The following is a 12702-nucleotide window of genomic DNA, read 5'->3' as shown; positions in this document are numbered from 1 at the left end:
CCGGTAGCCAAGGTTTCACCTGATTCGGTGGGTCGCCCATCCAGGCGTGTGACGGTTCCGAATTCCCGTTGTCCACGAAGGATCCATCCCGTCCGCGGGGAACACTCGCGTGCGGGTTACGCCCGCATGTTCTGTGCGGGCGGGGAGGAGATCACCCGTGTTTGGCAAGCGCTATGTCAGGTCGATGATCGATCGCAGTGCCGAGAATCAGCAGGACCGCCGCCGCTTCCTGCAGGCGGCGGGTGTCGCCGGGCTCGGCGTGGTTGGCGCGGGCGCCCTCGGCGGTCTCACCGCCGGGTCCGCGTCGGCGGTGACCGAGGCCGCGCCGCAGGTCAGTGATGGCGCGGTGCTGAATTTCGCGCTCAACCTCGAATACCTCGAGGCCGAGTTCTATCTGCACGCGGTCACCGGCACCGGCCTGGCCGACGCGATGACGACCGGCACCGGAACCCGCGGCGGTGTCACGGGCGGGCGCGCGGTGCGGTTCAAGACCAAAGCCGCCCGCCAGTACGCCCAGGAAATCGCCTCTGACGAGAAAGCGCATGTCGCGTTTCTGCGGAGTGCGTTGGGTTCGGCCGCGGTCAGCCGCCCCGCGATCGACCTGCAGTCCAGCTTCACCGCGGCCGCGCAAGCGGCCGGGCTGGTCAAGAAAGGGCAGAGCTTCGACGCTTTCGCCTGCGAGGAGAACTTCCTGCTCGCCGCCTACCTTTTCGAAGACGTCGGCGTGACCGCCTACAAGGGCGCGGCGCCGTTGATCACCAACAAGACCTACCTCGAGGCGGCGGCCGGGATTCTCGCCGTCGAGGCGTATCACGCCGCCAACATCCGCACCGCGCTGTACCAGCACAGTGGCGGAATCCTCGGGCTCGGCCTGCTCGGGCGCGACCTGAGGGAAGCCAGCGTCAAACTGTCCAACGCCCGCGACAGCCTCGACGGTGCCACCGATCTCGATCAGGGCGTCGTCGACGGCCGTGGCCAGGCCAACATCGTCCCGACCGACGGCAACGGAATCGCCTTCAGCCGCTCACCGGGCCAGGTGCTCAACATCGTCTACCTGACCCCGAAGGCCGCCACCTCCGGCGGGTTCTTCCCCAAGGGCGTCAACGGAGAGGTCAACACCAGCGCCGCCAACAGCTGACACAGCGAGCGGGGCGCCGGATCACCGGCGCCCCGCTTCTTGTGTCCCGGCAGCCGTCGCCACCGGGAGGTATCAGTCGTCGCAGAACAAGCCGCCGAGCAGGCTGCCATGACAGTGCGAGCCGTGCCCGTGACCGCCGAGGTGCAGGTCCAGCACGAGGCTCAGATTGAGGTTCAGGCCGATGCCATGATGGTGACCGTGGTCGTGGCTGGAGGCAGCGACCGAAGCGGCCGGCGCCGCGGCCGCAGTGCCTGGGCCTGCCAAGGCCCACAGTGGACTGGTACCGGAACCGCGAACCACACCTGTGGGTGACTTTCCGCGGACGTAAGGGAAAGGCCGCCGCCCCGGCCGTCCCTGGAGCCGAGGCGGCGGCCGACCCGGATCGCCCGCAAGGGGATTCGACGATCCGGACCTGGCACGCCATCGCGGGGACGCACCAGGTAGGGACCTGCCGGGACTTCCCACTCCCGACAAGGGAAGCACCGGCAGGCTGTTCGGGACATCGACCACCCGGTCGAGTGATATTCAGAGAATGCCCGTGAGGTCGGACAGCAGCGCGGCCTTGGACTTGACGCCGACGATCGTCCTCACCGGTTTGCCGTCTTGGAACAGAATGAGAGTAGGAATGGACATCACCAGATAGCCGAGCGCGGTGTCCGGGTTCTCGTCAATGTCGAGCTTGACGATGGTGAGCTTGCTCTTGTTTTCGGCGGCGATCTCTTCGAGCACCGGCGCCAGTTTCTTGCAGGGCCCGCACCAGGTGGCCCAGAAGTCGACCAGCACCGGCTTCTCACTGCTCAGAACGTCGGTCGGAAAGCTCGAATCGGTCACCGTGGCGAGATTGCTCATGAGGCTGATTCGAGGCCACCGCGATCTTGGCTTGCCCGGCAGCGAAACTTTGTAGCCTGCCTGTCCGATCGTGTTCAGCTGAGGTCGGTGATGACGGTTTTGGTTTCCGTGCCCGCGCGCAGCCGCCGTGCGGTGCGATAGGCCTTGGCGACGTCGCGGGTGAAGACGCCGGCGCCGAGGCCGTAGTTGGTGTTGTTGGCGGTGGGCATGATCTCGGCTTCGGTCCGGAACGGCGCCGCGGCCACGACGGGGCCGAAGATCTCCTCCCGGACCGCGGTCATGTCTTCGCGGGTCTCGGTGAGCACGGTCGGCGCGACGAAGTAGCCGCGGTCGCCGACGCGGTCGCCGCCGGTGATGGTGGCGCCGTCGTCGCGGCCGGAGCCGATGTAGCCGGTGACGCGGTCGAACTGCTCTTGCGAGACCAGCGGGCCCATCGTCGTTTCCGGGTCGAAGCCGTTGCCGACCTTGATCAGGCTGGCTTGTTCCTTGACACCCGCGACGACCTCGTCGTAGACGGCTTCCTCGATGTGGAGCCGGGATCTGGCGACGCAGCATTCGCCCTGATTGAAGAAGATCGCGTTCGCCGAGCCCGCGATGGCCTTGTCGACGTCGGTGTGCGCGGCCAGCGCGGCGCCCGCGTCGCCGAAGCCGGTGACGATGTTGAGCACGCCCGGCGGCAGCCCGGCCCGCATCGCGAGTTCGCCGAGCAGCAGCGCGGACAGCGGGGTCTGTTCGGCGGGTTTGAGCACGGTGGTGCAGCCCGCGGCGAGCACCGGGCCGATCTTCCAGGCGGCCATGAGCAGCGGGAAGTTCCATGGGATGATCTGCCCGCACACCCCGACCGGCTCCCGCAGCGTGAACGCCAGGTACTGCGCGGGGTCCGCGGCCGACATCGGCACGGTGTTGCCTTCGATCTTGGTGGCCCAGCCCGACATGTAATGGAAGAGGTCGGCGGCCAGTGGCACGTCGGCGGCCTTGGCCACGGCCTAGGGCTTGCCGTTGTCGAGTGAGTCCAGCAGCGCGAGTTCGTCGAGGTGCTCGAGGATCAGATCACCGAGCCGGTGGATGATCCGGCCCCGCGCGCCATGCGACATCCGCCGCCACGGTTGCGGCTCAGCGAGCCGACGACCTTCTCGATCCGGATCTCGTCCACGGCAAGGGTCATCGCGGCATCTCCTCTTCACACGACAATGGGCAATTTCGGAGCATCAGCCATCACAACACCGCGTCTGCGGTGAAGTCCAGACACTGTCACCGCTTCTGCGGAACGGATTGGGCCGGTAGCGTGAGGCCAATGAGACCGCGTCGCTTCGCGGCGGCCCTCGTTGTGGCGGCCGCGCTCCTGTCCACCCCCGCCGTGGCCGTCGCGGCCCCGCCCGCCATCGGGGTCACCGGCGATGTCGGGGCGCCCGGCCGGTACACGGCCGCGGATCTGGTGGCGCTGGGCCAGTCGGCCTACCCGGTGACGAACCCGTCGCACGGCACACCGGCCACGGTGACCGGAACCAGTCTCTACGCGCTCGCCGTGAAGTCGGCGCCCGCGGTGCCGCCGGGCAAGAACACCGCACTGCGCGTGACCATGCGGGTCACCGGTCGTCATGGTGAGACGGCGAACTTCGCACTCGGCGAGCTCGATCCGGGATTCGGCAACCACCCCGCGGTACTCGTGACGTCCCCGCGCCACGGTATCGGGCTCATCGTGCCCGGCGACCGGAACCGGACCCGCAGCGTCACGGCCGTCGCGGCGGTCCGGATCAACGTGTCCACCGCCTCCGCGCAGGACGTCGCGGCGGGCGCCGTCCTGATCGTCACGCCGCATGGGACCCGCACCCTGCCCGCGTGGGTGCTCAAGCAGCTGCCGTCACGCGACGTGCGAGTCACGTTCCTGATGGGCACGACGCCGCAGACGCACACCGAGTCCGGGCCGCCGCTGAGCCTGGTCCTGCTCGCCGCCGGTGTCCTGCCCCGAGCGGGCACGTCGGTGGTCGCCGTCGGGACTGACGGCTATGGAGCGGCGGTGACCCTCGGCGAGGACTACGTCGGTGGCAGGCCGCTGCTGCTGTCCACTGTGGAGGATGGCGTGCCGCTGGAGCGGCCGCGGCTGATCCCCGACGGCGACGTCAAGGGCGGCCGGTACGTGTCCGCGACGGTGACACTGGCCGTCGGCTGACCGAGGCCGAGTGATCGGGTGAGCACCACGCTGCGGTAGGTCTTGCCCGGCCACTGCACGGCACGACGGCCAGCTGGTTCAGCCACACCCGGCCCGGCACCCGTGCCTCGGCGGTCAGTGACCGCACTTCCGGCTCCGGCGGCAGCGACAACGTCACAGTCGTCCCCATGTGACGCACCCTAGATCAAACCGCATCTGCGGAGATAAGTTGCTATTAGAACCGCAGATGCGGGTGCATCGATTGGACGATGCTCCAAGACCTCGGAGGTTCGGCCGGGCGATTTTCGTGGGGAAAGCCACTGCTGCCCGCCGGCTGGGGCTTGTTTAATTCAGCGATCCGAAGCGTGAAGAGGTGGCGGCGATGGACCTCACCACGGTGACCGAGGTGCTCGATCCCCGTCGCGCGCGGCCATGGCTGCCCGGTGACGCCTGGCTCGCGGGCGGGACTTACCTCTTCTCGGAGCCTCAGCCGCACCTGCGGCGGCTCGTCGACCTGTCCTTGCTCGGCTGGCCGCCGGTCCTGACGTTGGACGACGGGGCGGTGGAGATCGCCGCGACCTGCACGATCGCCCAGCTGTCTCGGTTCGCCGCGGAGGCCGCATGGGCAGCTGCGCCGCTGGTCGAGCAGTGCTGCCGGGCGTTCCTGGCGTCGTTCAAGATCTGGAACATGGCCACCGTCGGCGGGAACCTGTGCAACGCGCTGCCCGCCGGGCCGATGATCTCCCTGACCGCCGCGCTCGACGGCGTGTGTCTCCTGCGCGCCCAGGACGGGACGGCCCGTCGCGTCCGGGTGGCCGACTTCGTGACCGGACCGGGGGCCAAGGACCTGTCCGACGGCGAACTTCTCCGCTCGATCACTCTGCCCGCTCCCGCGCTCGCCCGGCGGACCGCGTTCCGGCAGGCCTCGCTCTACGGGCTCGGCCGCTCCGGCGCGTTGATCATCGGCACCCTCGACGGCGACGCGTTCTCGCTGACGATCACGGCATCGACCGTGCGCCCGTTCCACTTCACCTTCGCCGCGCTGCCCGGACCGGCCGCGTTGCGCGCGGCGATCGAGCGGACGGTCACCGATACGGACTGGTTCGATGACATCCACGGGCTCCCGGCGTGGCGGCGGCACATGACGTTCCGGCTGGCCGAGGAGATCCGCGGGGAACTGGCCGGTGCGCGATGACCTTCGAGATCCACGTCAACGAGCAGCGCTTCGACACCGACCCCAGACCAGGCCAGTGCCTGCGCACCTACCTGCGCGAACGCGGCTGGTTCGGCGTGAAGAAGGGGTGCGACGCGGGGGACTGCGGCGCCTGCACCGTGCACGTCGACGGCGAACCCGTGCACAGCTGCCTCTACCCGGCACACCGCGCCACCGGCCGCTCCGTCACCACCGTCGAAGGACTCGCGTCCGGCGGCGAACTGCACCCCGTTCAGCAACGATTCCTTGACGCGCAAGGTTTTCAGTGCGGCTTCTGCACCGCCGGATTCCTGATGACCACCGCCACGCTCGACGCCGGCGCACTGGCCGACCTGCCGCGCGCTTTCAAGGGAAATCTCTGCCGCTGCACCGGTTATCGGGCGATCGAGGACGCCGTGCGCGGCGTCCGGCACGTCGAAGAACCGTCCGCGGGCGAGGCCGTCGGCCGGAACCTGCCCGCACCGGCGGGCCCGGAGGTCGTCACCGGGACAGCGCGCTACACCTTCGACATCGACGTTCCCGGGCTGCTGCACCTGAAGCTGCTGCGCTCACCGCACGCCCACGCGCGGATCGTCTCGATCGACACGTCCGACGCGCTGAGCGTTCCCGGCGTGCGCTTGGTCCTCACCCATCACGACGCGCCGGATCGCCTGTACTCCAGCGCCCAGCACGAACACGTCGAGGACGACCCGGCCGACACCCGTGTGCTCGACGACGTGGTGCGCCATGTCGGGCAGCGGGTCGCGGCCGTCGTCGCCGACACCGAAGCCGCCGCGGAGGAAGGCTGTCGCCGCATCACGGTTACCTACGAGGTGCTGCCCTCGGTCACCGATCCCGAGGAGGCCATGCGCCCCGGCGCGCCCGTCGTCCACGCCAAGAACCCGGCCACGACGAGGATCGCCCGGCCACGCGACAACGTCGTCGCGGAGTTGCACGGCGAGGTCGGCGACGTGGAGGTGGGTTTCGCCGACGCGGATGTGGTGTACGAGAACACGTTCCGCACGCAGCGGGTGCAGCACGCGAGCCTGGAGACACACGGCGCCGTCGCCTGGTTCGAGGAGGACACCGACCGGCTGACGGTCCGCTCCAGCACCCAGACCCCGTTCCTGACCCGGCGTTCGCTGTGCGCGCTGTTCGATCTGCCCGAGGACCGGATCCGGGTTGTGGCCGGGCGTGTCGGGGGAGGGTTCGGCGGCAAGCAGGAGATGCTCGTCGAGGACATCGTCGTGCTGGCCGCACTGCGGCTGCGGCGGCCGGTCAAGCTGGAGTTCACCCGCGCCGAGCAGTTCTACGGCGCGACCACCCGCCACCCGTTCACCGTCACAGTCAAGGCCGGAGCCCGCTCCGACGGCACGCTGACCGCGTTGCGGCTGCACGTGGTCGCCAACACCGGCGCCTACGGCAACCATGGCCCGGGTGTGCTGTTCCACGCGTGCGGTGAATCGCTGGCGGTGTATCGCTGCGCGAACAAGAAAGCCGATGGCTTTTCCGTCTACACCAACACAGTTCCCTCGGGAGCCTTCCGCGGCTACGGCCTCGGTCAGGTCATCTTCGCCATCGAGTCCGTTTTGGACGAACTAGCGCACCGGCTCGGGCTCGACCCGCTGATACTGCGCGAACGCAACATCATCCGCGCCGGCGAGCCGATGATCACCGCCGACGGCGAAGAAGACGACCTGCGCATCGCCAGCTACGGCCTCGACCAATGCCTCGGCATCATCCGCGCCGCACAAGCCGCCCCCGCCGAACCCGCGCCGCCCGGCTGGCTCGTCGGCGAAGGATCAGCGCTGGCGATGATCGCGACCGCGCCGCCCCGCGGCCACTTCGCCGACGCCAAGGTCAGCCTGCTCTCCGACGGCACGTTCGACGTCGCGGTCGGCACCGCCGAGTTCGGCAACGGCACCACCACCGTGCACCGGCAGATCGCCGCCGGCGAACTCGGCACCACCGCCGCGCGGATCACGATCCGCCAGTCCGACACCGACCTCGTCCGCCACGACACCGGCGCCTTCGGCTCCACCGGCACCGTCGTCGCCGGCAAAGCCGTGCTGCGCGCAGCCAAGACACTGGCGGGCCGGATCGTCGATTTCGCGTCCGTCCACATGGGAGTCCCCAAGGCGGACTGCGCGCTCGTGGAGGAAGCCGTCGACTGCGCGGGACGGCGCATCCTGCTCAAAGAGCTGTACCAGGCCGCGGTCGCGGCCGGGCAGGAACTGCTCGCCGACGGGCATTTCGACGGCACACCACGCTCGGTCGCCTTCAACGCCCACTGGTTCCGCGTCGCCGTCAACCCCGGCACCGGCGAGCTGAAGATCCTGCGCAGCGTCCACGCCGCCGACGCCGGCCAGGTGATGAACCCGATGCAGTGCCGCGGCCAGGTCGAAGGCGGCATCGCCCAAGCACTGGGCGCGACACTGTTCGAGCACGTCCGGGTCGACGGCGACGGCCAGGTCACCACGGCCGCGTTCCGCCAGTACCGGCTGCCCGCCTTCGCCGACGTGCCCCGCACCGAGGTCCACTTCATGCCGACCCGGGACAGCATCGGCCCACTCGGCGCGAAGTCCATGAGCGAAAGCCCCTTCAACCCCGTCGCGCCCGCGCTGACCAACGCGTTGCGCGACGCCACGGGAATCAGGTTCACGGAACTGCCATTGACCAGCGACCGCATCTGGCTCGCACTCGAGCAGCGCAGATCCTCGTAAGCGGATCGAATCACACCATCAGCTCGCATATAACGTCTCGGCGAGCCGCTGAACCGCTCGGTCCGTGGCGTGCGCATCGAGTTCGAGGTCGGGTTCGGGCCGTGCGCTAGCGACGCCCAGCCGGTCGTGCGGCGGGCGAAGCTCGCAGTCCAAGTCGAGTCACTCGGCGCAGGTCAGGACACTGGTGTTCACGGTCTTCGCGCTAACGTTACGACGCGGCCGCCGTAGTGCGTGGTCAAGGCGTCGGCGATGGTTGCGGCGGCATCAGGCAGCGATCGGAGCAGGAGCAGAACCGGCGGCATTGGTCGACGCGATGAAGCTTGCCCGAGCGGAACCGGAGCACCTGCCTGCATCAGCGACGGTCGAAGCCGCTGAGGTCTACGCCATGCTCGACTCGCTCGGCGACGTCGGAGGCGCTCTGAACAGCGGAAACCCTGACAGGCTCGCGAAACTCTACGGAGACCTGCATCTGGAGATGCTCTACGACAACGAAAAAGAGGCCCTCGATGTGAGGACCTCTTTCCGGTCTGGATAATCAAGTGTCCGAGGACGGAGTTGCACACTAACCACACGCTTGGCGTTCCCGTAGGCGCTAAGTCACGAATGACGTTTAGTTGTGGTCAAGAATCAACGGGATCTCCAAAGTCGGTCCCGCGAGGAGCTTCGCGTGTCGCCACTGCGGAGCTGTGTCGGTCCAGTATGGTGAAACGCATGGATTACGATAAATATAAGACAGATATCAAGAGAATAACAAAAGAGGCAGTCATGCTGGAGGCCTCTTTTGTCGTCGAGCTGCGCCCGGAGTATGAAGACCAGGTTCGCGAGGCATTTAAAATTGACAAAGTTCCAGCATTTAAGACCGGCTATCAATCTTGGTATTCTGAGTCGCTTGTGATTCTTCAACAACTGCTGCCTGCGCGAGTAGACGATTTCGTCGACTACTATAAGCCGAGACGTACTCGCAAGCAGATTGACGCGGAAAATTACACCGTGAGCGACTACCTGCAGGGAGTGCAGGTTACTCAAGTTGGCAGAATTGTTACCGGGCCAGAGTCGGCACTACCCAAGTTTCAGCAGCAAGTCCGAATCATTCAAGCGCTCGAAAATCGATTTGACAGCACCCTGTACGACCTTACGACGGTGCTTCAGGCAGATCTGTTTGATCATGAGATTGATGCGGCCGCCGAGCTGCTTAAGCGCGGTTTTTATCGTGCCGCTGGCGCGCTAGCTGGAGTCGTTCTTGAGTCGCACCTTGGCGCAGTATGTCAGCAACACGGCGTTGTGATGCGAAAGAAATCCCCGACAATTGCAGACTTCAATGACTCTTTGAAGCAGGCAGATATTATTAATGTAGCCACATGGCGAAAGATTCAGTACTTGGGCGATCTGCGCAATTTGTGCAGTCACAGTAAAGATAAGGAGCCAAAAGTTGAAGAGGTAGATGATTTATTGGGAGGCGTGGCAAGCATTATCAAGAAATTATTCTGACATCACTTGCCAAGTTTGTTGTAAATAGCCCGCACTTAAAATTGCAACACGAGAGTGCTCGACGTGAATCGAATACACGGCCGTAAAATCTACTCGAGCGTGTCACGTGGTCAGTGCAAGCGTGTGCCTATTTATCTTTCTTGTCTTTGTTGAAACCACTAAGAGAGTCTGAAACGTCGTTGAGTTCAACGTATGCGGAGTACATTCGTGGAAGACACAGGAAGAACATCAAGAGCACATAGCAGCCCAGGCCGCACGATATGGCGCACAATACCCCTGTGACTTCTCCGGAGCTGGAAGAAACGTTCATGCCCAAAACGAGGATGGCGGAGTTTAGTGCACAGATAAGGGCACCAAGGAGAAGATGAGCCGCACTCTCATCGAGCATAGCCCTTTCTGGAGAAAACCGATCTTCTTCATGCTTGGTCCATTCCGTGACCTTCATGCGCAGCGTTGACAAATGCGTGAACGCACTCAGTAGTGCGCCAGCAAGTAGCGACGTTCCGGCAAGGAGGCCGGTTGGTGCAGAAAGCCGCCAGTCAAAAAAATACGAAGAAAGCACAATTCCGACAGAAGGCAGTATTAAGAACAGTCTGCTTGGCCAATCAGGGGTCATTGGCGCGTCATTCGCCAAGCCTCGCGATAACCCTTTCCAGTGACCTCTTATGATCGGAACCGGACTGAATCTGGCCAATTTAAACCGTCTTTCCAAGTTCTGGCCACTCAACGTCGATCTTTGCGGCGATGGAAAGCTGACCGTACGTTACGCGTGCACGGTAATAGAAAGTCTCATCATCGACCTTCTTTCCGACGCTCAATGGATATGTAAATATTTCTGACATCCTACTTGGGCTGATATTCGTGGGGCGGCCCGCCTCGTCTTCTACTTGCACCCAGCCATCATCGAAATCTAGATTTGCAACGTCGGCGCCGAAAATTGCGGCCAGAGTTTTAGCGCCGTCCTTATTGCTGGAAATTTTTCTCACGTCGGCCGTATCCGAAGGAAGTCGTTCATTGAACCACGTTTTGATAGCGGCGGTAACCTCCTTGACAACTCCTTCGTCAACCGCTGGTGCCTTGAGCTTGAACTTTACCTTCTGCCTGGTTCTGTCGGACTGAATCTCATGCTTCACCAACTCTACCGATCCGAAGCGACCCTCCTTAATTATTTGGAGTAGCCTGTCATTATCCATCATGGCTTGCGCTACAGGCCGCCACCACCTGGCAGCTTTAGCGCGCGCTGGTCGAAATTCCTTGTCGTTCTCCTCGTCGATTTCTTCAGCGAGCGCCTGCTGTTGAGAACAATAGGCGAGCCAGCGCGTAATAAGGTCAACTGGGCACGTGCGACCAATAACCTCAACAACGAGGACTCCTGCGGTTCCCTCTTCGGGAAGAATGAGCGCGAAGCGAAACCTCTTAGATGGAGCGTGATCACCAAGTTCCCGGTCTTCGGTTCTCCCTGGAACTCCTAGTGCCACTTCGTATTCACTAAAGAGTCCTGCAAACACTTCGCCGTAAATTGCCCACTGAATTTTCTTCTCGGAAATTACCTGAAACGCTTTTTGGCCAGAGAAGGTCTCGACTTCACCTTCCGGAGGGTCAATCTCATCCTCTATGCTCAAGTTGTTTCTTAAAAGTGGGCGCCCAACCTGAGTCGACATCAACAGCTGCAACAGTCGACTAGCGACATCGAGGTAGTGTTCATCTTTACATTTTGAGAAATCTACCGATGATCGACCAAATCCTTCCCGTAGTTCAACCTTGAAGAGTCGGTAACCATATGTCGTCGCCATTCTCTCCTTGCCTCCAATTTGGACGACAATCGTGGGCGATTGACCATGATCTTCATTCACGGCTAACCACTCTCGGTGTCGACGTCAGCTGGACCGAAAACTGCCGGGTGAAATTTAGTGTCAGTTTTACGCGCAAGAGTAGACTTCCCTTCAAATTGTTCTCCGGCTGTTGCGTGCGGACAGTAGTCAGATAGTGACAGCATGGACCACCCTTGTAAGATCGAACCTGTGTTCGAGTATTGCTCGAACTGAGTCGAGACGATAGGGCCAAACGGACCGTGCGCGTACGACATATGGCGCACTGGACTGTGAAGGTCCGTTCACCGTGTATGCCGCGTGGCGACATACCAGTCAGTTGCGACAGCTGTAACTACCTGTCGGGTGGCATTGCGGTAACCGCGGCCCGCTTGGGCGGGCCGTTCAGCAAGGCCGGGTGCCTGCGGTCGACCGGGCTCGCAGGCACAAGACGCCGGTCGGCGTGCTGATGGTCGACGTCGACCACTTCAAGGGAGTCAACGACACCTACGGCCACCTGGTCGGCGATGACGCCCTTCGCGCCATCGCGCGCACGATCAAGCAGAGCATTCGTTCCTACGACCTCTGCGGCCGATTCGGCGGGGAAGAGTTCGTCGTGCTGCTCCCGGATACCGATACCGACGCCGCCGTCGAGGTGGGAAACCGGATTTGTGCGGCCGTGCGCGCCGTGCGGCTGAACGACCTGGAGCAAGGCGATCCGCTGGAGAGTCTGCGGCTAAGCGTGTCCATCGGCGCCGCCGCCTACCCGATGGCTGGAGACGACCTCGAGGAGGTCTTGCTCGCCGCGGACAACGTGGTCTTCGCGGCGAAGGACGCGGGCCGAGACCGGGTCCACGCCATCACGCCCGGCCGGTCTAACTCTGCTGGTTGACGGTCTCGGTGTTCCCTTTGAGCTGGTCTCGGTTCTCTTGCGCCCATTCGGCCAACGGCCGGACAGCGCGCAGCAGTGAGCGTCCCATCGGCGTGAGCTGGTACGAGACTGCCGAGAAGTTGCCGGTCTCGGCCGCGTAGCGCTCGATCAGTCCGTCGTCGCGGGCGCGCTGCAACGTGTCGGTGAGAACCCGGTCTGAGAGCTTTCGGCCGCGGCTCACACGCTGCTCGACTTCGTTGATCGTGGTGATCAAGTCCTTGTACTGGGTTTCGCCGCGTGCCAGCGCTGCCAGCACGGCGACCGTCCAGCGCCCGCGGAGCACTTCGAGCGCGGTCTGCACGCTGTGCCGATACGGAACGTCCCACCCCTCCATGCCTGACAGCTAACACGAACCGCAGCGCCTTCGGTGGCCGTATCCGACAGCTTCGAGCGCCCGAATGGGTGAGAAAGCGTCCACTGAGCC

The 12702-nt window shown here is 64.1% G+C and carries 12 protein-coding genes and 1 pseudogene; 7 read left to right on the top strand and 6 right to left on the bottom strand.

All coding sequences use genetic code 11. The features are described 5' to 3' along the window. Positions 1-157: 157 nt before the first annotated feature. Positions 158-1138 carry a ferritin-like domain-containing protein gene (locus tag AB5J62_RS23290; protein ID WP_370942037.1) on the top strand — a complete coding sequence of 327 codons (981 nt, stop codon included), beginning with the start codon at positions 158-160 and terminating at the stop codon, positions 1136-1138. A 72-nt stretch (positions 1139-1210) separates the two neighbouring features. Here AB5J62_RS23290 and AB5J62_RS23285 read toward each other — a convergent pair whose 3' ends face one another. From AB5J62_RS23285 to AB5J62_RS23275, 3 genes and pseudogenes are all read right to left on the bottom strand, one after another. Then, positions 1211-1402, bottom strand: coding sequence for a hypothetical protein (locus tag AB5J62_RS23285; protein ID WP_370942036.1), 192 nt, complete (start codon positions 1400-1402; stop codon positions 1211-1213). A 261-nt stretch (positions 1403-1663) separates the two neighbouring features. Further along, positions 1664-1987 carry a thioredoxin gene (gene trxA / locus AB5J62_RS23280; protein ID WP_370942035.1) on the bottom strand — a complete coding sequence of 108 codons (324 nt, stop codon included), beginning with the start codon at positions 1985-1987 and terminating at the stop codon, positions 1664-1666. Positions 1988-2061: 74 nt separating this feature from the next. Next, a pseudogene (locus AB5J62_RS23275) lies at positions 2062-3171 on the bottom strand (aldehyde dehydrogenase family protein). Positions 3172-3281: 110 nt separating this feature from the next. Between AB5J62_RS23275 and AB5J62_RS23270 the strand changes: the two are divergent. The 5 genes from AB5J62_RS23270 (at position 3282) to AB5J62_RS23250 (ending at position 9539) form a co-directional block, all read left to right on the top strand. After that, positions 3282-4157, top strand: coding sequence for a hypothetical protein (locus AB5J62_RS23270; RefSeq protein ID WP_370942034.1), 876 nt, complete (start codon positions 3282-3284; stop codon positions 4155-4157). 361 nt (positions 4158-4518) lie between these two features. Continuing rightward, positions 4519-5331: a xanthine dehydrogenase family protein subunit M gene (locus AB5J62_RS23265; RefSeq protein ID WP_370942033.1), complete on the top strand. Its 813-nt coding sequence runs from the start codon at positions 4519-4521 to the stop codon at positions 5329-5331. After that, positions 5328-8051, top strand: coding sequence for a molybdopterin-dependent oxidoreductase (locus AB5J62_RS23260; RefSeq protein WP_370942032.1), 2724 nt, complete (start codon positions 5328-5330; stop codon positions 8049-8051). The genes AB5J62_RS23265 and AB5J62_RS23260 overlap by 4 nt, the downstream gene beginning before the upstream one ends. A gap of 301 nt (positions 8052-8352) precedes the next feature. Continuing rightward, positions 8353-8586: a hypothetical protein gene (locus AB5J62_RS23255; protein WP_370942031.1), complete on the top strand. Its 234-nt coding sequence runs from the start codon at positions 8353-8355 to the stop codon at positions 8584-8586. A 176-nt stretch (positions 8587-8762) separates the two neighbouring features. Then, complete coding sequence (locus AB5J62_RS23250) at positions 8763-9539, top strand: hypothetical protein (protein ID WP_370942030.1); 777 nt, start codon at positions 8763-8765, stop codon at positions 9537-9539. Between the two features lie 127 nt (positions 9540-9666). On the opposite strand, the gene AB5J62_RS23245 is transcribed toward AB5J62_RS23250, so the two are convergent. Next, positions 9667-10155 (bottom strand): hypothetical protein, encoded by a 489-nt coding sequence (locus AB5J62_RS23245; protein ID WP_370942029.1) that lies wholly within the window; start codon positions 10153-10155, stop codon positions 9667-9669. A 79-nt stretch (positions 10156-10234) separates the two neighbouring features. Beyond that, complete coding sequence (locus tag AB5J62_RS23240) at positions 10235-11392, bottom strand: hypothetical protein (protein WP_370942028.1); 1158 nt, start codon at positions 11390-11392, stop codon at positions 10235-10237. A gap of 373 nt (positions 11393-11765) precedes the next feature. On the opposite strand from AB5J62_RS23240, the gene AB5J62_RS23235 reads away from it, so the two are divergent. Continuing rightward, positions 11766-12239, top strand: coding sequence for a GGDEF domain-containing protein (locus AB5J62_RS23235; RefSeq protein WP_370942027.1), 474 nt, complete (start codon positions 11766-11768; stop codon positions 12237-12239). Here the strand turns inward: AB5J62_RS23235 and AB5J62_RS23230 are convergent. Next, positions 12223-12612: a winged helix-turn-helix transcriptional regulator gene (locus AB5J62_RS23230; RefSeq protein ID WP_370942026.1), complete on the bottom strand. Its 390-nt coding sequence runs from the start codon at positions 12610-12612 to the stop codon at positions 12223-12225. The two genes, AB5J62_RS23235 and AB5J62_RS23230, sit on opposite strands and share 17 nt — an antisense overlap. Positions 12613-12702: the final 90 nt, after the last annotated feature.

This window comes from Amycolatopsis sp. cg5 (assembly GCF_041346955.1).
Taxonomy (GTDB): Bacteria; Actinomycetota; Actinomycetes; order Mycobacteriales; family Pseudonocardiaceae; genus Amycolatopsis.
This window is presented reverse-complemented; position numbering and strand designations above follow the sequence as displayed.